The organism is Streptomyces sp. NPDC048291, assembly GCF_043201715.1.
Lineage (GTDB): Bacteria > Actinomycetota > Actinomycetes > Streptomycetales > Streptomycetaceae > Streptomyces.
Window position 1 is genome coordinate 359,731 of the sequence record NZ_JBICZC010000012.1, and the last position, 22,454, is coordinate 382,184.

A 22,454-nucleotide genomic window follows, 5' to 3' on the forward strand; every position below is an offset into this window, starting at 1 on the left:
CGGAGGATCCCACTGATCAGACCGTAGTGGGAGCCACTGACAACGGCCTTCGCCGGGATCACTCCGGCCGGGGCGCGGTGTTCAGATGGTCCGTCAGGTCACCCAGCGTCGTACGGCTGAGGATCCTGCCGATCGGCAGCAGCACCCCGTGCGAGCGTTGCACCGCCTGCCGGAGCTGAGCCGCCATCAGCGAGTCGAGACCCTGGCTGGTCAGGTCCCGGTCCGGGTCGAGGTGTGCGGCGTCGATGCGCAGGATGGCGGCGACCTCGGCCAGGAACAGCTCCGCCCGGTCCACGGCGGGTGCCGCCGCACGGGCCGCGCGTTCCGGCCCCGCCTCCACCGCAGGACCGGCGACCCTGCGTTCGGGCTCCGCGTCCTGCCACGCGGCAGGCACCGGCCGGACCCGTGCGGGCGCGGGCGGAGCGACGGGTGGCGGAGCGACGGGCAGTGGGGCGACGGGCAGTGGGGCGACGGACGGCGGAGCGACGGACGGCGGAGGGGCGGAGGGTGGAGCGACGGGTGGCGTGGGCGCGTCGTTGACGACGTCCCGCAGGAACGGCGAAGCGGCCGCGACCGGGTAGGCGGCCCGCCACCGGGCCCAGTCCACCGGCATCACCACGGTGTCCCCGGCCCCCGTGGCCAGGAGGTGGTCGAGCACCGCGAACCCGGCCGTGGAGGTGAAACCGGTCATGCCCCGCGGGATCAGGTTCCGCCCGAGTTCGGTGCCCGCCCGTGCGGCCATGCCCCGGTCGGTCCAGAAGCCCCAGTTCACGGCGAGCGCCCTGCGGCCCCGGCTGCGCCGGGCGCGGGCGATCGCGTCGAGGCCCGCGTTGGCCGCGGCCCCCGCCGCGACCTGGGGCGAGGCCAGCAGGGCGTTCCCGGAGGAGAACAGCACGAAGTGGTCGAGGTCGTCCTCGAAGAGTCGGTCGAGGACGCGGCCACCCTCCAGCTTCGGCCTCAGCACGGCTTCCAGGTCCCGCAGGGTGGTGTCACCGATCGGCTGGTACATGAAGACGCCTGCGGTGTGGAACACGCCCCGGACCGGCGGGCGGCCCGCGGCGTGGCGCTTCTCGACCAGCCGGCGCATCGACCGCTCGTCCGCCGTGTCCACCGGGGCGTACTGCACCTCGACGTCCTGGCCGCGCAACTCCTCCAGCAGGGCAGCGAGATCACCTCCGGACGGCGCGGCCGGGCCGGGTAGCGAACGGCCGGTGAGCAGCAGGTGCCGGGCGCCGCGCGCGACCAGCCAGCGGGCCAGCCCGGAGCCGAGACCGCCGCCGCCCCCGGTCACGAGATAGGTGGCGTCCGGCCGCATCCGGGTGGCCGCGGGCGCCGGCGGATCCATCGGGGCGGTGCGCAGGTCGATGAGCACCCCGCCGATGTGCCGGTCCGCCGCCATGTCGTCGAAGGCCGCGCCGACGGCGTCCAGCGGATACATCTCCGCGGGCAGCGGCGCGAGTTCGCCGGCCGAGATCAGGCGCAGCACGCGGTCGAGGAGCGTGCCTGCCCGGTCGGGGCGCCCGTGGCAGAGGGCGGCGATGTCCAGGACCTGGAAGGAGCCGTTGCGCGGCAGGCCACCGAGGCCTGCGGGGCGGTCGTCCGCCGGATCCTGCCCGGCCAGTTCCACGTAGCGCCCGAACGGGGCGAGCAGGCCCAGGTTCTGGTCAACGGCCTTGCCGGTGAGCGAGTTGAGGATGACGTCCATCCCCGCACCCCGGGTCGCGTCCAGCAGCGGACCGGCGAAGTCGCCCCGGGAGTCGGCGACATGGGCGATGCCCATCGCCCGCAGCAGGGCCCGGTGCCGCTCGCTGCCTGCGGTCGCGTAGATCTCGGCACCCCGCCACCGGGCCACCTGGATCGCGGCGAGTCCCACGCCATCGGTGGCCGAGTGGACGAGGACCCGTTCGCCTTCGCGGAGCGCGGCCGGCTCCATGAGGCCGTACCAGGCGGTCAGATAGGAGACGGGCACGGTGGCGGCGGCCGCGAGACCGAGACCCTCGGGGACGCGGAGGGTCAGCCGGCGATCGGCGAGCACGCGGGTGGCCGGCCCGTGATGGGCGACGGCCACCACGCGGTCACCCACGTCCAGTCCGCGCACGCCGGCGCCGGTGGCCGTCACCACGCCCGCGGTCTCCCAGCCCGACCGGCCGTCGTCGTCCGGGTCCCGGTGGGCCCCGGCGGTCCGGAGCACGTCGCGGAAGCCGAACCCGCCGTACGCCGCGGCGATCTGCACCTCGCCGGCGGCCGGGGGCCGCGCCTCGGCGGTGGCGTGCACCGGGCCGGCGCGGCGGCCGTCGGCCGCCACGACCTCGGTGACCTCGTTCCCGCCGGACCCGGGGTAGGCGCGGCGAAGCCGCAGCACGTACCGGGCACCCGCCCGCAGTGCGATCTGGTCCTCGGCCGGGTCGGCGGTCGCGATCTCCCGGGCCAGCGCGTCCGCCTGCGCCGCGTCGGCGTCCGCGGCCAGGTCGACGAGGGTGTGCGGGACGGCGGACAGCTCGCTCCCCGCCGTACGCCCGAAACCCCATACGGTGGACTGCTCCGGGTCCGGAGCCCCGTCCGCGTCCGTGACCGTCTGTGCGCCGCGGGTGACGAGCACGAGCCGGGGGAGCGGGCCGTCCCGGCGCGCGGTGGACAGCGCCCGGTCCAGCAGCAACGCGCTGCCCAGCCCCAGCGGCACCGCCCCCACCGGCCGCGGCGCCCGCATGCTCCACAGGTGCACCACGGCGTCGACACCCCCGGGATGGTCCCGGCCGACCTCGTACAGCAGCCGGGCGTAGTCGTCCAGGCGGGACGGGTCGATGCGGTAGGCGCCGTCGCCGGTACGCTCGTACCGCTCTCCGGGCCGTACGGCGATCCGCGTGCCGCCCGCCGGTGCGAGCCGCGGTCCGAGGTCCTCGTCCTCGAACACCAGCCAGGCGCGGGCTGCCGGTTGCGGGACTGCCGCGGGCACCGCGGCCGGCGTCCACCGGGGCTCGTAGAGCCAGCCGGTCAGCGGGCCGGGCTGGTCCCGGCGCAGCAGGAAGCGGATCCGCAGGCCGCGGAACTCGGCCAGCAGCGTGCCCCGTTCGTCGCGCACGGCGATGTCGCCGCTGAACGAGTCGGCGGTCAGGTCGCGTTGCACCACGTGGCTGTACAGGGTCCCGGTGAGCGGCCCGTGCCGGCGGAACGCGTCGATCGAGCCCAGGATGAAGGCGTGCTGCTCGCCGGGGACCGCGGTGTCGGGCAGCGTGGCCGCGAGCACCTGTCCGCAGGCGTCGAGTACCGCCGGATGGACGAGGTGCCGCTCGTACGCGGCGAGACCGGCCGGGACGACGACCTCGGCCAGCGCCTCGCCGTCGCCGCGCCACACCTGCGCGACGCCCTGGAAGACGCCGCGCCAGTCGTTGCCGCGGGCCGCGAACCGGCGGTAGAACTCGGCGCCGGTGAGGTGCGAGGCGGTGCGCGCGGCGATCTCCTGAGGCGTGTCCTCGGGGAGGCCGGGGGCGGGGGCGCCGACGGGCGCCCGCTCGACGTGGCCGTGCGCGTGCCGGGTCCAGCCGGTGCCGTCCGAGCCGGTGCCGTCGGACCTCGTGCCGTTGGATCCGGTGCAGTCTGAGCCGGTGCCTTCGGCGGTGGCGACGTCGAAGGTCCACCGCCGTCCGGCCGGCCGTAGCGTCACCCGGATCAGTGGCGGGGCCTCGGCGGTGAAGAAGAGCGCCTTGTCGTAGCGGACGTCCTTGATGACGACATCGCCGCCCACGGCCTCGGCCGCCGCCACCGCCGCCAGCTCCAGGTACGCGGTGCCGGGCAGGATGACCAGGCCCTGCACCTGGTGGTCCAGGAGGTAGGCGTTGCGGGCCAGGTCGACGGGGCCCTCCCACCGGTGGGTGCCGTCGTCGAGGACGGCGTGCGCGCCGAGCAGCGGGTGCCCGCCTGGAGCGCCCGGGAGCGGCCTCGCGGCCGGCGCACCCGAGGCGGCCGTCGGCGGGGTGGCCGTCCCGGCAGCCGTCGGCTCCAGCCAGAACTCGGCGCGCTGCCAGGGATAGGCGGGCAGCCCCACATAGGCGGCGGGCTCCTCGAACAGCGCGCGGTGGCGTACCGGGTATCCGGCCCCGTGAAGCTGTCCGACGGACGTCAGCAGCGCGGTCAGGTCGTCGGTGTCGCGCAACAGCGACGGCACCACCTGGTCGTCGGCGCGTTCCTCGGGCAGGCACTCCTTCACCGCCGCGCTGAGCACGGGATGCGGGCTGATCTCGACGACGGCCGCCGCTTCGGGGCCGGTGGTCTCGGCGTCGACGGCGGCGTGGAAGCGGACCTCGTCGCGGAGGTTGCGCACCCAGTAGTCGGCGTCCAGCTCCTCGCCGGTCAGCAGCTCCCCGGTCACGGTCGAACGCAGCGGCACCTCACCCCGGCGGGGCCGGACCGACTCCAGGGCGGTGCGCAGCGCGTCCAGCAGGGGGTCGACCTGGCTGCTGTGCGAGGCGACGTCCACCTTCACGATCCTCGCGACGACATCCCGTTCCGCCAGCTCGGCCAGCACCTTCTCCACCGCCGGGGTGCGCCCCGAGACGATGGTGCGCCGCGGGCCGTTGCTCACCGCGATGTCGACGTCCGGCACGTCGGCCAGTTCCCGCCGCACCTCGTCGGCGGGCAGGTCGACGGCCGCCATCGACCCGGCGCCGGCGATCTCCCTGAGCAGGGCGCTCCGCCGGCAGATGACCGCCGCGCCGTCGGCCAGGGTGAGGGCGCCCGCGGCACAGGCCGCCGCGACCTCGCCCATGCTGTGCCCGATCACGACGTCCGGCTCCACGCCCCACGACCGCCAGAGCGCGGCCAGCGCGACCTCCATCGCCCAGAGCAGCGGTTGCACCACGTCGATCGGCCAGTCGCCCTCGTCGCCGCCGGTCAGGCTTTCGAGCACCGACCAGCCGCGCTCGGCGCGGACATGCCGGTCGCACTCCTCGACGGTCTCCCGGAAGACCGTGGAGGTACGCAGCAGCCGGCGTCCCATGCCGGCCCACTGGGAGCCCTGCCCGGGGAACACGAAGACGGTCTTCCAGCGCCCGCCGGTCCTGGCGGCGACGATCGGCCTGCCCTTGCGCAGCTGGCGGACGACCTGGTCGTGCTCCTCGGCGAGCACGGTCATACGGTGCCGGTGATGGGTGCTGCGGGTCAGCGCGCCGAAACTGACGTCGCGCAGGTCGTGCGCGCGCCCTTCGCCGTCCGGCCCGAGGAAGTCGGCGTAGGCGTCGGCGAGTTGGCGCAGCGCGGCGGGCGTCTGCGCCGACAGGGCGAGCAGGTACGGCCGTGGTTCGGCGGGCGGCGGCACGGCCGTGGGACGGTGCTCGCCGAGGACGACGTGGGCGTTGGTGCCGGAGATGCCGAACGAGCTGACGGCGGCGTACCGGCGGGCGCCGTCCCGGCCCCACGCGCGGGCGGCCTGCGGGATCTCCAGCGCCATCCGGTCCCAGTCCACCGCGTCGGTCCTCCGGCCGCTGTGCAGGCTGGGCGGCACGACTCCGTGACGGACGCAGAGCGCCGCCTTGACGAGGGCCGCGATGCCGGCGGCCGCCTCGGTGTGGCCGATGTTCGTCTTCACGGAGCCGACCAGCAGGGGGTCCGCCGCCGACCGGCCGGCGCCGGTGCCGTACACCGCGTCCAGGCCACGCAGTTCGATCGGGTCGCCGGTGGGGGTGCCGGTGCCGTGCGCCTCCACGAGGCCGACGGCGCGCGGGTCGATACCGCCGCGCGCGCAGGCGTGCCGCATGGCGTCGATCTGGGCGGTCTCCGACGGGGTCATCAGGTATCCGCTGCTGCGGCCCTCGTTCTCGACCGCCGAGCCGTGGATGACGGCGTGCACGCGGTCGCCGTCCGCCTCGGCCCGTGCCAGCGGTTTGAGGACGACGACGCCGACGCCGTCACTGCGGACGAACCCGTCGGCGTCGGCCGCGCCGAACTTGCACCGGCCGTCCGGGGAGAGCATGTCCGCCTGCGAGAAGGTGATGCTCTCCTCCGGGGTGAGCACCAGGTTGACGCCCGCGGCCAGGGCGAGGGTGGCCTCCCCGGCGCGCAGCGCGGCGCACGCCTGGTGCACGGCCACCAGCGACGACGAGCAGGCGGTGTCGACGGAGGTGCTCGGGCCGCGCAGGTCGAAGAAGAACGACAGGCGGCCGGACAGGACGCTGCGCGAGGTACCGGTGTTGGCGTAGATGTCGAGGGCTCCGGCGGCGCGCAGCAGGTCCCAGTACTCGGCGGTCCGCTGCCCGACGACGACCGCGGTCGGGCTCCCCGCGAGCTGCTCCAGGGTCAGACCGGCGTCCCGTACGGCCGCCGCGGCGGTCTGCAGGAGCAGCCGCTGCTGCGGGTCCATGTGACTCGCCTCGCGGCCGGACACGCCGAAGTAGTGGGCGTCGAAGCCCCGGATGTCAGGCAGGAAGCCGCCGCGGCGGCTGACGATCCGGCCGGGCGTGCGCGGGCGGGGATCGTGGAACGCGTCGACGGGGAACCGGTTGGCCGGGACCTCCGTGGTGGCGTCCACGCCGTCGAGCTGCATCCGCCAGAACTCGGCGACGCCGTCCGCGCCGGGGAACTCGCACGCCATGCCCACGATGGCGATCGGCTCAGGGGCGGCCGGGCCCTCCTGCTGCGCCGTCACGTGGTCCCCTCCGGTCGGCGTCGGTCGCGTCGGCATCGGTCCTGTCGGCATCCGGTACTGTCCGCTGCGTCCGGTCGGCATCGTCAACCCCTAGATCCAGGACGGCAGTTCGGTGATGGTGAGGATCACGGCGACGGCCGACCAGCCCGGCGCGCCGCCGAACAGCAGCACGTGGTCGCCCGCGTCGAGGCGTCCGGTGCGCAGCAGACGGTCGAGGGCGATGAACTGGTCGCTGGACGAGGCGTGTCCGATCTCGCGGCCGAACTCCCACTGCGTCCGGGAGACGTCGAGGCCGAGCGGGTCCGTCATGCAGTTCCGGGTGGTCGCCTCGTCGCCGTTGGGCACGAGGACCCAGCGCAGCTCACCGGCGTCGATACCGGCCTCGTCCACGGCGGCGAGCGCCGTCTCGGAGCAGGCCTTCGCTATGCCGTCGGCGACGCTCATTCCGCCGATCTCCCGCACCCGTTCGTTGAACTGCTGGGCGCGTTCGACGGTGTCGATCCGGCGGCCCGCGGACCCGGTCGGCGGGAACAGCGGCTCGTCGCCGCGCGCCATCCCCTCGAACTCCGGGTAGACCCGGGAGACGACCGCGTCGACGCGCGCGAAGCCGGCGTCCGGGCTGATCACGACGGAGCTGGCCGCGTCGGCCGCGATCACGCCCATCGGACCGCTGTCCCACCGGTTGAACAACGGGGAGTTGAAGTTGTCCGCCGTGGTCAGCAGGATGTCCGGCCGGTCGGCCGACCGGTACGACAACAGGCCGGCGGCCAGTTCGACACCGGTGAGCATGCTGTTGCACCCGTTGCGGATCTCGGTGCTGCCGGCCCCCGAAATGCCCAGCTCACGCATGATGTACGCCGACGGCGACCACATCTCGGGCCCCTGGTAGAACGTCGAGCCGTGCAGCACCGACCCGATCGCGGCGGCGCCTCCCGGGGAGCGGTCGAGCGCCGTCCGTGCGGCCCGTACGGCCATCTCGGGCGGCGACTCCGCCCCGGCGACCAGCACGCTGCGCAGACCGCTCTCGGCGAAGACCGTCTCGTCGTACAGGCCCGCGGCGACCGCCTCGGTCGCGGGGTAGGCGGCCGGCAGCCAGCAGCCGAGGCCGCTGAGGAACACGTCCGCCGGCTTCATGCGGGTTCCTGGCCGGGACGCGTGGGCGTCCTGCCCTGCTCGACGTGCGGGGACCGGGGCTCGTTCATGTCGATGTGTCGCTTTCTCTGGAGAGTCGGAAGGAAGCGGGGTCCGCCGTGTCCAGCAGGCGGGCGAGCCGCTCGACGGTCAGCTCGGACAGGTCCCGCACGCCGAGGGCCACCGGTTCCCGCGTCGGTGCGACGGAGACCGTGACGCACCCCGCGGCCCGTCCCGAACGGAGCCCGGTGGACGAGTCCTCGACGACCACGCAGCGCCCCGGTGGCATGCCGAGCCGGTCCGCGGCGGTGCGGTACGGCTCGGGATCCGGCTTCGGGCGCCGCACCTCGTCACCTGCCAGGGTCACGGCGAACTCCGCCCGGCCGAGCGAGGGCAGGACGGCGTCCACCATCGCACGGTACGACGACGACACGAGCGCGCACGGAACGCGCGCCCGCCGCAGCGCGCCGAGCAGGCCGACGGCTCCAGGCAGCGGAGCGATCCCGAGCCGCAACCTGTCGAGCAGACGGCCGCCGACGCGTGCGTACAGCTCCTCTGTGCTCATCGGCGACCGCGCCAGGGCGCTCAGCCGGGTCAGGTTCTCGGCGACGCCGTGCCCGCGCAGCTCCTCCGGCCGGATCGCCGCCGCCGGTACGCCCGCCGCGCCGAGCACCGCCAGCAGGGCGTCGTGCAGCAGCGGTTCGGTGTCGACGAGGGTGCCGTCCATGTCGAACAGCACCGCCCACGGCCCGGTCAGAACAGCGCCCGGGAGCTGAGGGACACCTTCATCTTGCCGAGCAGCGGGTGCCAGAGGTGCTGGGGGTCCGCCTCGACGGCGGCGATGAACTCGCGCATCGCCGTGAGGGCGGCCGGCTCCTGCTCGTCGTAGACGTCCCCCTGGAGGAGTTTCAGGACGTCGATCCGGTAGCGGGGGTCCTGGACGAAGGCGGTGAAGAGGATGTTGAGGCGGTAGTAGATGGAGATGAACTCGTACCAACTGGACACGCCGCGCCGCAGTTTCGTCACGTAGTTCTCGAACCGGCCGGCGCTGAAGTCGCCGGCCTCCGCGGCGGCGATGATGTCGGCGCAGGCCAGCCGGGCGCTGTTCATGGCGACGCTGACGCCGCTTGAGAAGATCGGGTCGACGAACCGGGCCGCGTCGCCGATCATGAGCATGCCGTCGTCGCAGACCTTGGTCATGCCGTAGCTGTAGTCGCCCTCGGCCTTGAACGGGCGGACCCGCACGGTGTTCTTCAGCGCGTCGTGCAGCAGGGGCCTGCTGGCCACCGAGTCCCAGAAGAAGCCTTCGAGGTCGTCCTTGCCCTCCCTGAACCGCGCCTTCTGGGTGACGACCCCGACCGACGTGATCGTGTCGGTGATCGGGATCTGCCACACCCAGGTGTCGCTGAGCGGCAGGAAGTGGATGAAGATGTACTCGGCCTGGTTCTCGTCGTTCGCCAGGGCCTCCCGGTCGAGCCCCTCGAACCAGCTGTGCACGGCGTACTGGTTGAACACCGGGTCGGGGACCTTGACCTTGAGCTGCCGCCCCAGCAGGGTGCCGCGCCCGCTGGCGTCGACGACCATGCGCACCGCGACCTCCGCGGTGGTCCCGCCGAGTCCCACCCGCAGCACGGGACGGGCGGGGTCGGCGAAGTCCACGCCGCGCACCCGTACCCCGGAGAACACCTTCGCGCCGAGGCTCTCCGCGTGCTTGAGCAGGATGTGGTCGAACCGGCCGCGGTCCACGTGGAAGGTGTAGTCGCGGTCGACGCCCAACTGGTCGCGCTCGTTGAACAGCACGTCGGCCGCGCCGAGGCCGTGGTCGTGGACCTGGAAGCCGAGCGGGTCCACCCCGTCCGCGTTGGCCGACGTCCACGCGGCGCCGTACTTGCGCGGGAAACCCGCCGCCTCGATCTTCTCCATGGCGCCGATCTCCAGCAGCACCGGCGTGGTCGCCGGAACCAGCGACTCGCCCACATGCTCCCGGGGGAAGAACTCGCTCTCGAAGACCGCGACCGACAGACCGGCCCTGGCCAGGTAGGACGCGGCGGTCGAACCGGCCGGGCCGCCGCCGACGATGCCGATGTCGTAGTCGTGAATCATCGGTTCTCCAGTCTCCGGTCTTCGGTCAGAGGGCGGCGGCCTGCGAGCGGAGCTGCAGGATCAGGTCGGTGATCGTCTCCAGCGTGCGGAAGTGCTCACCGGTCATCCGCACGGGCGGCACCCGGACGTCGTACGCGGTGCGGATGTGCGCCAGGAGGCGTGCGGTGCGGACCGAGTCCAGCACCCCCATCTCCAGCAGCGGGCTGTCGGGGGTGATCGAGTCGGCGGGCACGCCCGCTTCGAGTTCCTCGCGCACATAGCGGAGCAACTGGTCGAGGAGCAGCGGGCGGTCAGGGTCCGTCATGTTCTTCCTCCGGGGGTGAGGGCCGTGCCGATGCACGCGCCACGAGGTACCTCGTCGGCAGTTCCAGCGGTCGCCCGTCGGACGTGCGCTCCGTGGTGTGCAGGGCTATGTCGCCGTCGGCGACCACGTCGAATCCGCCTCCTTCGAAGAGCAGCCGCAGCCGCCCGTCGTGGGAGGGCGCGACGCGGGCGCCGAAGTCGAAGCGGGCCGCGAGACCGGCCGTCTTCGGCAGGTGCGCACCGCCGGCGAGCAGTTCGGCGACGTACCAGCCGGTGCGTTCGGTCAGTTCCTGGGCGAACAGGATCCCGGCCTTGCCGAGCAGGCACCTGATCGTCGTCAGCAACCTCGCGCGGTCGTCCGGCGCGAGCTGGTGCAGCACCCCGCGCATGTAGACGTTGACGTCGCCGAGCTCCGCGCGCAGCGCCGCGACGGTGTCCTCGTCGAGGAGGTCGGCCCGGCGGTAGGTGGTGTTGGGCGCCGCGTGCGACGCGGCGGCCAGCTCCACCGCGGCCTCGGCGATGTCGAGCCCGACGACCCGCCGGAAGTGCCCGGCCAGCCACTGCGTCTGCCGGCCGCTGCCGCACCCGAGGTCGACCAGCGGCAGCGCGGGGTCGGCATGGTCACGGAAGAGCGGAAGATGAAGCTCGGCGGTCACCCGGGGCGACGAGTCCCACAGCGCCGCTCCGGGTTCGGCCGGGAGCGTCGACCAGAAGGCGTCCCAGGCCGTGCCGCCGGTCATGCGCGCACTCCCCGCGCCACCAGGCCACCGAGTCCGGCGCGGTCGACCTTGCCGTTCGGCGTGCGGGGAAAACCGTCGACCACGTGCACGGCGTCGACGGCCATGTACGGCGGCAGGAACCGTGCACAGTGCCGACGCAACTCCAGGAGCGCGGGCCCGCGTTCGGGGCCGGGGCCGGTACGGGTGCCGGTGTCGGGGGCGGCCTCGGGGCCGGTCTCGGGAACCACGAAGGCGTGCAGCCGCGCGTCCAGACCGGTGCCCACGACGAGTACCACGGCGTCGCGCACCGACTCGTGCGCGACGAGCACGGCGGCCACCTCGGCCGGCTCGATCCGGTAGCCGCGGACCTTCGCCATGTCGTCGGCCCGGCCCCGGTACTCCAGCCGGCCGGCCGCGTCGTACCGGCCGAGATCACCGGTGCGGTAGGGGCCGGTCCGGGGTTCCCCGCCCCAGTAGCCGAGCATGACGGTCGGGCCCTCGACCACGATCTCGCCGTCCTCCAGCGAGACCGTGTCCCCGGCCACGGGCGACCCGATCGGTACGGCCGTGGTGCGCGCGAGGTCGGCGGCCGTCACCTCGTACGAGGTGCAGACGTTGGTCTCCGTCGGGCCGTACCAGTTGAGCATCCGGACGCCGGGCCACGCGCGGCGCAGCTCCTTCAGCCGCTTCAGCGGGAAGGGTTCGCCGGCGAAGACGCACGCCCGCAGCGCTCCCGGCCCGCGCTCCAGCAGTTCGCCGTACTCGGCCATGAGCACCAGCGCGGACGGCACCGAGTACCAGACCGTGATCCGGCTCTCCAGCAGGAAGTCGACCAGTGGTCCCGCCGCCTGGGCGAGGGTCTCGCCGACGAGATGCACCGAGGCGCCGGCCCGGAAGGCCCCGTAGAGGTCGAACACCGAGAGGTCGAAGCCGAACGCGGCGTGGTTCGCGAGCCGGTCGGCCGCGGTGAGGTCGAGCTCGCGGCAGGCCCAGTCCACGAACGCGAGCGCGTTCCCGTGGCTCAGGCAGACGCCCTTCGGGGTCCCCGTCGAACCCGAGGTGTACAGGATGTACGCGGGGTCGGCCGGGCGGACCGGGTGATGCGCCTCTGCCGGTCCGTACGCCGGCTCCCGAAGGAGATCCCCGACGGGTACGCAGGCGGCGCCGGGGACGCGGTCGTCGTGGTCCGTGACGATCAGCGCCGGGCGGGCGTCGGCGGCGATCCGGGCGACCCGCTCCCGGGGGTTGGCCCGGGGGACGGGGACATGGATCGCGCCGCTCCGTAACACCGCCTGGGCGACGGCCACCGCCTCGGTCGTCTTGTCCGTCCACACCAGGACCCGGTCGCCGGGGCGGACACCGCGGCTGCGCAGCGCGGCCAGGTACGTGTCCGCGAGCGCGTCCAGCGCGCCGTAGCCGAGGCCGCCGCGGAGGTCCTGGACCGCGAGCGCGTCCGGTGTCCGGGCGGCCGCGTCGACCACCAGGCTGTAGAGGCTCACCGCCCGGTCGCGGCTCACCGCCTCGTCGCGGATCAGTGCCCTGGGGCGGCTCGCCCTTCCGTCGGCGCTCACAGGCCCATCCCCCGGGCGATCAGCTGCCGCTGGATGTCGGAGGTGCCGGAGAAGGTCGTGGCGGGCAGGGCGTCGCGCATCTCCTCCTCGATCCCGTACTCGGTCAGGAAGGCGCGGCCCCCGAAGATCCGGCCGGCGTCGAGTGCGGTGGCGACCGCGGCCTCGGACACGGCCAGTTTCGCCATGGCCACCCACAGGGAGGGGTCCTGGCCGCCGTCGATCTCGGTACAGGCCCGGTAGAGCAGGAGCCGCCCGCTCTCCAGCCGCAGCTTCATGTCCGCCAGCCGGTCCGCGACCGGCTGGAGGTCGGCGAGCCGCTTGCCGAACTGCCGTCGTTCCCGGGCGTGTTGCACGCAACGCCGGATGACACGCTCCTGCCGGCCCAGGTAGATCGCGAACAGACAGGAACGCTCCCACCGCATCGACGTCTGGAACACCAGCTGCCCCTGCCCGGGGCTGCCCAGCACCCGCTCGTCCGGCACGAAGCACCGGGTGAACACCACCTCGCCGGCCTGGCAGGTCGCGAGGCCGGACTTGGCCAGCGCTGGTCCGGCGGTGAGACCGGGGGAGCCGCGGTCCACGGCGAAGGCGGTGGAACCGAAGTAGCCGCCGGCCGGGTCGGTGGTCGCATAGGTGACGTAGAGATCGGCGACCGGGCCGTTGCTGACGAAACTCTTGACCCCGTCGAGGAGATATCCGCCTTCGACCCTGGTGGCCCGGGTCGTCAGCCGGGAGACGTCCGAGCCCGACTCGGGTTCCGTCATGGCGTTCCCCGCGACCAGCTCCCCCGAGCACAGGGCGGGCAGCAGCGTCTTCCGGGTTTCCGGCAGGGCGAACTCCAGCACCGGCCGGACGCAGGCGAAGAGATGGGCCGCGGCGGCGAACAGCAGTCCGGTGTCCGCGCCGCCCTCGCTCGCCGCCTCGTACAGGAGGGCCGTGTCCAGGGCACCGAGGCCCGTACCGCCGTGCTCCTCCGGTACGGCCGCGCCGAGCAGTCCGAGACCGGCGGTTCTCCTCCAGCGGTCCCGGCGGAATCCGACCGCGGTGGAATCCGCGGCAAGCTCGTGCGCGGCCGCTTTCGTCCGCGCGTACCGTTCTTTCTGCCGGGCGCTCAGGCTGAAATCCATGCGACGCCTTTCACGCGGCGGTGGCCGGATGGGCGGAGGACCAGTGCGGAGTCTCGATGATCTCGATCACGGCGCACGCGATGTTCAGTCCGGGCCCCACGCCGAGCATCAGGAAATGGTCTCCGCGGCGCAGTTCCCCGGAAAGCAGCAGCTGTTCCAGGGCCACCACCTGGTCACTGGCGCCGATATGGCCGACGGTGCGCCCCTGTTCCCACGTGGAAAGGGACATCGGCAGACCGAGCGGCACCATTGCGCGTCCCTCGACGCGTTCCCGTGACCCGTTCGCATAGGCGACGCGGGATACGTCGTCCATCGTGATTCCGGCCTCGTCGAGTGTGCGGCCGACGAGTTCGTCCTGGGCCGCCACGAGTTTCAGCGGGCCGGCCGGATCCCGGTCGGGGCCTTCCAGCCAGCGGTGCTTGGAGTCGCCGAAGTCGAGTTTGCCCGGCAGACCGGCTCCCGGCGGGAAAAGGGGCTCGGGCCCGCGGTGCATGGCCTCGTACTCGGGGAGGGTGACCGCGTTGACGGACTTGAGCCGGGCGAACCCCTCGCGCCGGCTGAGGACGACGGCGGAGCCCGCGTCGCCCATGACGAAATGGGGGCTGAACCGCCAGCGTTCCAGCAGTTCCGAGGTGAAGTTGTCGCCGGAGGTGACCAGTGCGGCCTCGTGCTCGGGCGAGGCCATCAGGTGACCCGCCGCGAGCTCCAGGGCGGAGAACATGCCCATGCAGCCCTGTCTGATCTCGGCCGCGGTGGCCTGGCCCGCGCCCGTGTGCCGCTGCACGTAATACTGCGGGCACCAGCCGTGGGGGCCCTGATACCACACGCTGACGTAGAGCAATAAGCTGAGGGAGGCCGGATTCAGGCCCGATCTTTCGAGCGCCTGCCGGCAGGCCCGTACCGCCATCTCGGGCGCGGGAATATCGCCCGCGACGGTGACACTCGTTATTCCGTATTCCGCTGCCGCGGTCCCGTCGATCAGTCCCCGTTCGACTGCCCATCCCATAGGTACCCGGTCGGGCAGAAAGGTGCCCAGACCGCTGATCAGGACATCGGACGCCTTCATGGCCAGCTCACCCCTGACAACGTTTTCTCGTCGGAAAAACAGCGCTGTTGGCGAAGAAGAAAGGAGAAATGAGCACGTGAAGGAGGATGGTTCCAGAACGTTCCGTCGGGTCAGTGTCCCGTCTCGGAAGTGAGCACCGCGCCGTCTAAAGGAGGAATACCGTCTCTACTTTGCACCGACACGCTCATGCGCAGACTTGCGCAACTCCGGAAACTATAGCGATCAGCGTGCCCTCCGTTTCGGCGTGCGTCAAGACGTTGGCATAAATGCTCGTGTTTATAGGTAGATAATGCGGGCTATCCGGGCGGAATCGGTGGCGTGATCCGGCCATGGGGCGCGCCGGACGGTCGCGGCGTGCCCGACGGACGCCGCGACCCGGGTGCGGGTGGCGGTCATCCGAAGTGGCTCGGCGCACGCCGCTGGATAGGGTTGAGGCGTGGACCGCAGCAACAGGCAGCCGGACGACGACTTCGCAGGGAAAGCAGGGGAAGCGGGCGAAGCGGGGGAAGCAGGGGAGGCGGGGGAGGAGCCGTCGCCCCGGGCGGCCCGGGCCCTGTGGTGGGGTTCGGCCGGTCTGGTGCTCGCCGTCCTCGGCACCTCGGTACTCGTCGCCGGCGCGGAACACGTCGGGCGACTGCCCGCGGCCGTGGCCCTGGTCCTCGTTCAGGTCGGCGCCCTGCGGTGGGTGGTGCGGGCCCCGGCCGCCGTACTGGCCGTGACCGCGGCGGCGGGGCTCGCGGTGTGGGCGCTGCTGCCCGCGGTGACCTTGACCGGGGCGCTGCTCGCGGCGCAGGTCGCGTTGTGCGTGCTGTCGGCGATCCGCCCGCGGCGGGTGTCGGTGCGGGCGGTCGTGGCGATGTGCCTGCCCGGACCACCGGCCTTCGCGGCCGGCGGTCCCGCAGGGCTCGCGGTCTACCTGCTGACGGTGGTCCTCGCATGGACCGCCGGGCAGTGGCGCAGGGCGCAGCGGGCCCGGACCAGGTCGGAGACGCGCCGGGCCGTGGTCGAGGAGCGGGCACGGATCGCGCGCGAGGTCCACGACGTCGTGGCACACACCCTGTCGGTGATGGTCATCCAGGCGGGCGCCGCCGACGACGTGTTCACCCGGCAGCCCGAACAGGCCCGCCAGGCGCTGCGGGCCATCGAGTCGGGCGCCCGGTCCGCGCTCGGCGAACTGCGCCTGCTGCTCCGGGCGTTCGGGCCCGAAGCGGCAGCGGAAGGGAGCGGGGAGCTGCGGCAGCCGGGCCCCTCGCTGGCTCGTCTGGACGAACTGGCCGACACCGTCCGGGCAACCGGGATGACCGTGCACGTGGACCGTGACGGCACCACCGACGGACTGCCGGCCGCAGTGGACCTCGCGGCCTACCGGATCGTCCAGGAGGCACTCACCAACACCCTGCGCCATGCGTCCGGCGCCGACGAGGTGCGGGTGCGGGTGGCGGTCGCGGCGGAAGGAGAGTGCCTGACGGTGACGGTGGTCGACAACGGCCGTACACCGCAGGGGCGTTCGGGCACCGCGGGGTCGGGGCGCGGGCTCCTGGGGATGCGGGAACGGGCGCGGCTGGTGGGCGGCAGCCTGCGTGCGGGCCCGCTGCCCGGCGGCGGGTTCGAGGTGGCGGCGCGACTGCCGGTGGAGCGTGTGTCATGACGTTGCGGGTGGTCCTCGCCGCCGACGCCGTGCTGCTGGCCCTGGCCGCGGCAGGCCGGGTCCGCACGGTCGTGTCACGGCAGGACCAGAAGACCCTCCGGGCCCGCATCGACGCCTGCACAGGACGCCTCGGCACCCTCGCACCCGGCCTGGAGCACGCCGTCCGCGCACTGCCGACCACCATGATCGCCGCCCAGGGCGGCATGGGCGGCAGCTGACCACGGGCGCGGGACGAGCCGACCGCGGGGGTGAGACGGCTGACGGCGGGGCAAGACGCCCGACCGCGGGGTGAGACCGCTGACCACGGGCGCGAGATGACCCGACTGCGGGGGCAAGACGCCCGGCCGCAGGGACGAGACCGCTGACGGCGAGGGCAAGCGCCCGACCGCGGGGTGAGACCGCTGACCACGGGCGCGAGATGACCCGACTGCGGGGGCAAGACGCCCGGCCGCAGGGGCGAGACCGCTGACGGCGGGGGCAAGACGCCCGGCTGCAGGGGCGAGACCGCTGACGGCGGGGGCAAGACGCCCGGCTGCAGGGGCGAGACCGCTGACGGCGAGGGCAAGACGCCCGGCTGCAGGGGCGAGACCACCGGCGGTGGGGGCAAGGCACCGGCCGCGGGGGCGAGATGACCGACCTCAAGGGGGAGACGACGACCATGCACCGTACCTTGACCACCCTGGCCTGTGCCCTGACCGTCGTGTTCGCGACGGCATGGGCTCCGGCGCCGGCTGCCGGGCCCGCCGTCGCCACGACGGTGTATACGCGTGACGGCCTGGTGCGGGGAGCCGCGCACGACGGGTACCGCACGTTCGAGGGGATCCCCTACGCGGCGGCCCCGGTCGGCGCGTTGCGCTGGGCGGCGCCGCGCCCCGCGGTTGCCTGGGCGGGGACCCGGGACGCGACCCGGCCCGCGAGCGCCTGTCCGCAGCCGGCCGGTGAGGTGCCCGGTGGCAGCACCGACGAGGACTGTCTCCACCTGAACGTCACGACCCCCGACGGCGCGGCGCCGGAACGCCCCCGGCCGGTGATCGTGTGGCTGCACGGCGGCGGTCTCACCACCGGCGCGGCCGGCTCCTACGACGCCCACCGCATGGCCATCCGGGGAGACGTCGTGGTCGTCACCGTCGACTACCGCCTGGGGGCCCTCGGCTTCCTCGCGCACTCGGGACTGCCCGGCTCCGGCACCTTCGGCCTGGCCGACCAGCAGGCGGCACTGCGCTGGGTCCGCGACGGCATCCGGGCCTTCGGCGGCGACCCGCACAACGTGACGCTGGCCGGCGAGTCCGCGGGCGGATACAGCGTCTGCGCCCAGCTCGCCTCACCCGCCGCCGGGCTCTTCGACCGGGCGATCATCGAGAGCGGCGCGTGCACCGGCAGCCCCGACCGCCCCTTCGCACCGTCCGCCGTCCCGCTGTCCACGGCACGCGGCGCGGGCGCGGACCTCGCGGCGAAGGCCGGCTGCGGCTCGTCCCATGACGTCCTGGCCTGTCTGCGGCGCGTGCCCGTCTCCCGGCTGCTCGCAGTCCAGGACACCGACCAACAACCCGCCTACGCTACCCCGTTGCTGCCCGCCGATCCCGCGGCGGCGGTCGCCGCCGGCCGCTTCCACCTCGTCCCCGTGCTCATCGGGAACAACCACGACGAGGGCAACGGCTGGGCGGCCGGCATCATCCAGGCCGGCAACCCCGTCACCCCGGCCACCTGGCCCGACGTCGTGGCCGCCTTCTTCCCCTCCCCGGGTCAGGCGAAGGCGGTCGTCCGCGAGTACCCGGTGCACCCCGCCGACGGGGGCCCGGTGTTCGGCGCGGTCATCGGCGACGCGAACTTCGCCTGCCCGACGGCGCGCACCGCCGGTCTGCTCGCGGCCCGTGTGCCGCTCTGGCGCTACGAGTTCGCCGACGAGCACGCGCGGCCCCTCACCCCGGGCGCTCCGCCGTTCCCGCTCGGCGCACCGCACGCGAGCGAACTCCCCTACCTGTTCGACCTGGGCGGCCGTCCCCGCGAGCTGACCGCCGCCCAGCACCGGCTCGCCGACACCATGATCGACTACTGGACCCGCTTCGCCCGCACCGCCGACCCGAACGGCCCGTCGTCGCCGCGGTGGTCCCGGCAGACGGTGCTCTCCCTGGCCCCGGACCACATCGTCCCCACCCGCACGGCAGGGTTCCGCCACCACTGCGCGTTCTGGAGCACGCTCGGCTGACCTTCCCGAAGGACATCCCGCGGTCCGCCCGCCTCGCCCCAAGCGCCCGAGGCGGGCGGAACCGCGTCGCCGAGGCAGACGGTCAGCCGCGGGACGGGGGAGTGTAGAAGTCGCCCACGGACGTCCAGACGCCGTTCTTCACCACCACCTTCTGCACACTGCGCGTCCCCAGGTGGTTGCTCGCGCTGAAGCTCATGACCGGCGACACCCCCGGGTCCACCTTGGTCGCCTTCTGGTAGGCGTCGGTGAGGGACTGGGCCGTGACAGACCCCTTGACGGTCTTCGCGATCTCCGCGAAGACCTTGGCGTTGCTCCAGCCCCACAGAGCGAGGAAGCCCGCGGTCTGGCCCGGCTCGTACTTGGCCATCGCCGTCCGGAACTCCTTCACCGCCGGGTCGTCGTCCGAGGGCGCCTTGACCAGCTGGACGGCCTTGAGCCCCTCGGCGGCGTCCTTGGCCAGCGCGATCGTCGACTCGGCCGCCACCGGGGCGTAGGCGTACGTGGGCAGGGACAGGCCCTGCAGCTTGGCCTCCTTGAGGAAGGCGGCCGCCTCGGGCGAGGTGAGGATCAGGATGACCGCCTGCGGCTTCGCCGACTTCACCTTGCTGATCACCGGCGTGTAGTCGGTGGTCTGGTACTTGACCGGCAGCCGGTCGACCTCGACCGAGGGGTCCAGCTTCTTCGCGACGGGCTCCACCTGTTCGGCCACGTTCACGAACGCGGCCGGGTCGCTGTGCACGACGAGGATCTTCTTCGCACCGTCCTGCACCGCCCACGCGGCGACCGCGGCGGCCTGGTCCTCGTAGAGCGTCTGGGTGCCGAACAGGCCGGCGCGCGGCGGCTTGTACCAGTTCTCGGCGCCGCCGACCTCGTTGAGGACCGGCACCTTGGACTGGGTGAGGACGAACGGGAAGGCGGCCTCCGCCTGGGAGGTGCCGTTCGCGTTGACGATGGCCACGACCTTGTCCTGGCCGACCAGTTCACGTGCGATCTGCACGGTCTGCTGCGGATCGGCCGCGTTGTCCCTGACGGTCCACTCGATCTTGCGGCCGTTGACGCCGCCCTGGGCGTTGAGCATCTTGAAGTACGCGTCGGCGCCCGCCTTCTCGCCCACGCCGTACGTGGCGGTGGAGCCCGTGAGGGGCAGCCACGCGCCGATGTGGATCTCGGCGGAGCCGCCGCTCGCCGACGCCGAGTCCTGACCCGCGCACGCGCTCGCGGTCAGGGCCATCGCGGCGAGAACGGCTGTCGCTCCCGCCGCACGGCGGAATCTGCTGAATGTCCTGAACACGGTCTACCTCGTTCACAACGATCACAACGGGCGCGACGGATGTGGCGCTCGCTAGGGGAATTCACTTCACTCGGGAGGTCCGGGCGGTGGCCGCCGCGGTCGTGGCGGACACCGGGCCGCCGCTGAAGTACGCCGACTCCGCCAGAGCCGCGAACTCCGGGTCACCCGGCCGCCCTTGAGCGGCGACGACGCCCTCGTGCAGGACGGCCACCTCGTGGCAGACGGTCAGGGCCCGGCCGAGCGACTGCTCCAGCAGCACCACCGTCAGGCCGTCGTGGGTCAGCCCGGTCAGCCGGTCGTACACCTCGTCCACCAGGGCGGGCGCCAGCCCGAGGGCCGGTTCGTCGACGATCAGGACGTCCGGCCGGGCGATCAGCGCCCGGGCGATGGCGAGCATCTGCTGCTCGCCGCCCGACAGTCCGGCGGCCGGGGCGGACATCCGGTCCCGCAGCCGGGTCGGCAGCCACTGGACGGTCTCCTCCAGCCGCTCGCGCAGCTCCGAGCCGGTGATGCCGGCCGCGTACGCCGCGACCTCCAGGTTCTCGCGCAGCGACAGCGTCTTGAACAGTCCGCGGCCCTCGGGGGCCAGACTCGTGCGTACGGAGCCGGCCGACTCCCGTACGCCGTGCGCGGGGCGGAGCGAGCCGTGCAGGATCCCGGCGAGGGTGCTCTTGCCCGCGCCGTTGGCCCCCGCGACACCGAGCACGCATCCCTCGCGGACGTCGAGGTCGACGTCCCGCAGGGCGACCACACCGCCGTACGAGTGGCCCGTCCCGCGCAGCCGGATCAGGCTCTGCCGCCCCACGGCGTCCGGCAGCCGGGCCCGGTCGCCGACCGTTCCCAGGTACGACGACCGCACCTTCGGGTCCTGGAGCACGGTGTCCGGGGTGCCGTCGCCGATGGTGCGGCCGAAGTCGAAGGCGAGCACCCGGTGGGCGACGGAGAAGAGGTCGTCGAGGACGTGGTCGATGACGACCACGGCGGTGCCCTCGGCGTTGAGCCGCCTGATGTGCCCGGCCAGCAACGCCCGTTCGCCCGCGTCGAGGCCGCCGAACGGCTCGTCCAGGATCAGCAGCCGCGGCCTCTCCGCCATCGCCCGCGCGAGGTCGAGGCGCTTCTGCAGACCAAAGGGCAGCTCCGCCGGGCGGCGGTCCGCCACGTCCGCGAGGCCCACGGAGCGCAGCAGTTGCGCGACGGCCTCCCGGTCGCGGGCCGTGATACGGCGGCGGGTGCACAACACGTTCTCGGCGACGGTGAGTTCGGAGAACACCTCGGCGTGCTGGAAGGTACGGCCGATGCCCAGCCGCCGTCGCGCCGTCGCCCTTGTCCTGAGCAGTGGCCGACCGGCGAAGTCCGCGGCGCCGCTGACGCGTCCGCTGCCGGTCAGGCCCGACAGGACGTTCAACAGCGTTGTCTTTCCCGCCCCGTTGGGCCCGATGACGGCCAGGATCTCGTCCTGCCGCACGGACAGCGAGGCGTCCTCCAGGGCCTTGAGTCCGCCGTAGGCGACGGACACGTGCTCCAGCCGGAGGAGAGCGGGGGCTTCGCCGCCGGCCCCCGACGGGCGAGCGGCGGGCGGGAGGGGTGCGGAGGACTCGGCGATCGGCGGTCCCCCGGACTCCGGCCGTTCCGCGGAAGGCCCGGGGATCGGCGGCTGCCCGGCTCCCGGCCGCCGCCGTACCCGCCGCAGGATCCCGCGCGCGGGCCCGGCGAGGGAGGGTACGACGCCCGCGGGCAGGAAGAGGAGGATCGCGATCAGGACGACGCCCTGCACCACCGGCTGGGGCATCCCCACGGTGGACGAGAGCGAGGGGCTCCAGGTCAGGTAGACGCCGCCGGCCACGGCGCCGAGGACCGAGCCGACCCCGCCGAGCACGCACGCCGCGATCAGCGAGATGCCGAAGGCGAGCGAGAACGGGTCCGGGCTGACGAACCCGGTGATCAGGCCGAGCAGCACGCCCGCGAAGCTCGTGCACGCCCCGCTCACCGCGAACGACAGCGAGGACTGGGCCTCCGGCGCGATACCCGCCGTACGGGCGGCCATCGGATGCGACTTGGCGGCCACCAGGCGCATCCGCAGCGCCGAGGCGCGGGCGGGCACGGCCAGGGCGAGGACCACGGCCGCCGCGCCCACCGCGAGGTACTGGGACTCCGTGCCACCGCCCGGAAACGTGCCGAGGCCCAGGGAGCTGCGCAACTGGAGCACCGGCACGCCCTGGTCGCCCCCGGTCACGCTGCTCCACCTGTTGACCAGTTCCAGGGTCACCGTGGTGAAGGCGAGGGTCAGCAGGGCGATGTAGAGCACCGAGAACCGGGCGCCCGCGTAGCCGAGGAAGGCGCCCAGGGCGGTACCGACGGCGACCGCCCCCAGGACCACCGCCTCCAGCGCCCAGCCGTGCGAGCTGCCGTACGCCGCGAAGTAGGCGCCGATGGCGAAGAACGCGGGGTGGCCCACCGACCAGATGCCGGACCAGCCGGCGAGCAGGCCGACCGACAGGACGACGATCGTGTACACGGCCGCCAGCGCCACCGAGTACATCTGGTAGGCCGGGATCGCGCCGGCGGCCATGAACACCATGAGCACCGCCCCTGCGGCAGGTCCCAGGGCGGCCCTCGCCAGGACGGAACGGTTGAAGACCATCGATGCGACCC

The 22,454-nt window shown here is 73.4% G+C and carries 14 protein-coding genes; 3 read left to right on the forward strand and 11 right to left on the reverse strand.

Going from position 1 to position 22,454, the window contains the following annotated elements:
- Positions 1-58: 58 nt before the first annotated feature.
- The 9 genes from ACGF5O_RS32215 to ACGF5O_RS32255 form a co-directional block, all read right to left on the reverse strand.
- Complete coding sequence (locus tag ACGF5O_RS32215; RefSeq protein WP_393813405.1) at positions 59-6,637, reverse strand: type I polyketide synthase; 6,579 nt, start codon at positions 6,635-6,637, stop codon at positions 59-61.
- Between the two features lie 90 nt (positions 6,638-6,727).
- Positions 6,728-7,771 carry a ketoacyl-ACP synthase III family protein gene (locus ACGF5O_RS32220; RefSeq protein WP_393813406.1) on the reverse strand — a complete coding sequence of 348 codons (1,044 nt, stop codon included), beginning with the start codon at positions 7,769-7,771 and terminating at the stop codon, positions 6,728-6,730.
- 64 nt (positions 7,772-7,835) lie between these two features.
- On the reverse strand, positions 7,836-8,507 hold the full coding sequence (locus ACGF5O_RS32225; RefSeq protein ID WP_393813407.1) for an HAD family hydrolase: 672 nt from the start codon (positions 8,505-8,507) through the stop codon (positions 7,836-7,838).
- A gap of 14 nt (positions 8,508-8,521) precedes the next feature.
- Entirely contained in the window at positions 8,522-9,871 is a 1,350-nt protein-coding gene (locus ACGF5O_RS32230; RefSeq protein WP_393813408.1) for an NAD(P)/FAD-dependent oxidoreductase, read from the reverse strand.
- A gap of 25 nt (positions 9,872-9,896) precedes the next feature.
- The gene (locus ACGF5O_RS32235) at positions 9,897-10,175 is read right to left on the reverse strand and encodes an acyl carrier protein (protein ID WP_393813409.1); all 279 of its coding nucleotides are present in this window, start codon (positions 10,173-10,175) and stop codon (positions 9,897-9,899) included.
- Positions 10,162-10,914 carry a class I SAM-dependent methyltransferase gene (locus tag ACGF5O_RS32240; RefSeq protein ID WP_393813410.1) on the reverse strand — a complete coding sequence of 251 codons (753 nt, stop codon included), beginning with the start codon at positions 10,912-10,914 and terminating at the stop codon, positions 10,162-10,164. Before ACGF5O_RS32240 ends, ACGF5O_RS32235 begins: the two co-directional genes overlap by 14 nt.
- On the reverse strand, positions 10,911-12,464 hold the full coding sequence (locus ACGF5O_RS32245; protein ID WP_393813411.1) for an AMP-binding protein: 1,554 nt from the start codon (positions 12,462-12,464) through the stop codon (positions 10,911-10,913). Before ACGF5O_RS32245 ends, ACGF5O_RS32240 begins: the two co-directional genes overlap by 4 nt.
- Positions 12,461-13,591, reverse strand: a complete 1,131-nt coding sequence (locus ACGF5O_RS32250; protein ID WP_393813412.1) for an acyl-CoA dehydrogenase family protein — start codon at positions 13,589-13,591, stop codon at positions 12,461-12,463. Before ACGF5O_RS32250 ends, ACGF5O_RS32245 begins: the two co-directional genes overlap by 4 nt.
- A 10-nt stretch (positions 13,592-13,601) precedes the next feature.
- Entirely contained in the window at positions 13,602-14,657 is a 1,056-nt protein-coding gene (locus ACGF5O_RS32255; protein ID WP_393813413.1) for a ketoacyl-ACP synthase III family protein, read from the reverse strand.
- Positions 14,658-15,093: 436 nt separating this feature from the next.
- Here ACGF5O_RS32255 and ACGF5O_RS32260 point away from each other — a divergent pair, with 436 nt between their 5' ends.
- The 3 genes from ACGF5O_RS32260 to ACGF5O_RS32270 all read left to right on the forward strand — a co-directional run bounded on the left by ACGF5O_RS32260 (position 15,094) and on the right by ACGF5O_RS32270 (position 18,511).
- Positions 15,094-16,305, forward strand: coding sequence for a sensor histidine kinase (locus tag ACGF5O_RS32260; RefSeq protein ID WP_393813414.1), 1,212 nt, complete (start codon positions 15,094-15,096; stop codon positions 16,303-16,305).
- Entirely contained in the window at positions 16,302-16,523 is a 222-nt protein-coding gene (locus ACGF5O_RS32265) for a hypothetical protein (RefSeq protein WP_393813415.1), read from the forward strand. Before ACGF5O_RS32260 ends, ACGF5O_RS32265 begins: the two co-directional genes overlap by 4 nt.
- Before the next feature lie 440 nt (positions 16,524-16,963).
- Positions 16,964-18,511 (forward strand): carboxylesterase/lipase family protein, encoded by a 1,548-nt coding sequence (locus ACGF5O_RS32270; protein WP_393813416.1) that lies wholly within the window; start codon positions 16,964-16,966, stop codon positions 18,509-18,511.
- Positions 18,512-18,593: 82 nt separating this feature from the next.
- On the opposite strand, the gene ACGF5O_RS32275 is transcribed toward ACGF5O_RS32270, so the two are convergent.
- Together ACGF5O_RS32275 and ACGF5O_RS32280 are read right to left on the reverse strand one after the other, a co-directional pair.
- Positions 18,594-19,802, reverse strand: a complete 1,209-nt coding sequence (locus tag ACGF5O_RS32275; RefSeq protein ID WP_393813417.1) for an ABC transporter substrate-binding protein — start codon at positions 19,800-19,802, stop codon at positions 18,594-18,596.
- A 61-nt stretch (positions 19,803-19,863) separates the two neighbouring features.
- On the reverse strand, positions 19,864-22,443 hold the full coding sequence (locus ACGF5O_RS32280; protein ID WP_393813418.1) for an ATP-binding cassette domain-containing protein: 2,580 nt from the start codon (positions 22,441-22,443) through the stop codon (positions 19,864-19,866).
- Positions 22,444-22,454 lie beyond the last annotated feature (11 nt).

Bases quoted from the DNA above. Each gene is read 5' to 3' on its own strand.
- ACGF5O_RS32230 (WP_393813408.1), bottom strand. From the start codon at position 9,871: ATGATTCACGACTACGACATCGGCATCGTCGGCGGCGGCCCGGCCGGT.
- ACGF5O_RS32255 (WP_393813413.1), bottom strand. From the start codon at position 14,657: ATGAAGGCGTCCGATGTCCTGATCAGCGGTCTGGGCACCTTTCTGCCC.
- ACGF5O_RS32240 (WP_393813410.1), bottom strand. From the start codon at position 10,914: ATGACCGGCGGCACGGCCTGGGACGCCTTCTGGTCGACGCTCCCGGCC.
- ACGF5O_RS32220 (WP_393813406.1), bottom strand. From the start codon at position 7,771: ATGAAGCCGGCGGACGTGTTCCTCAGCGGCCTCGGCTGCTGGCTGCCG.
- ACGF5O_RS32280 (WP_393813418.1), bottom strand. From the start codon at position 22,443: ATGGTCTTCAACCGTTCCGTCCTGGCGAGGGCCGCCCTGGGACCTGCC.
- ACGF5O_RS32250 (WP_393813412.1), bottom strand. From the start codon at position 13,591: ATGGATTTCAGCCTGAGCGCCCGGCAGAAAGAACGGTACGCGCGGACG.
- ACGF5O_RS32265 (WP_393813415.1), top strand. From the start codon at position 16,302: ATGACGTTGCGGGTGGTCCTCGCCGCCGACGCCGTGCTGCTGGCCCTG.
- ACGF5O_RS32270 (WP_393813416.1), top strand. From the start codon at position 16,964: ATGCACCGTACCTTGACCACCCTGGCCTGTGCCCTGACCGTCGTGTTC.
- ACGF5O_RS32235 (WP_393813409.1), bottom strand. From the start codon at position 10,175: ATGACGGACCCTGACCGCCCGCTGCTCCTCGACCAGTTGCTCCGCTAT.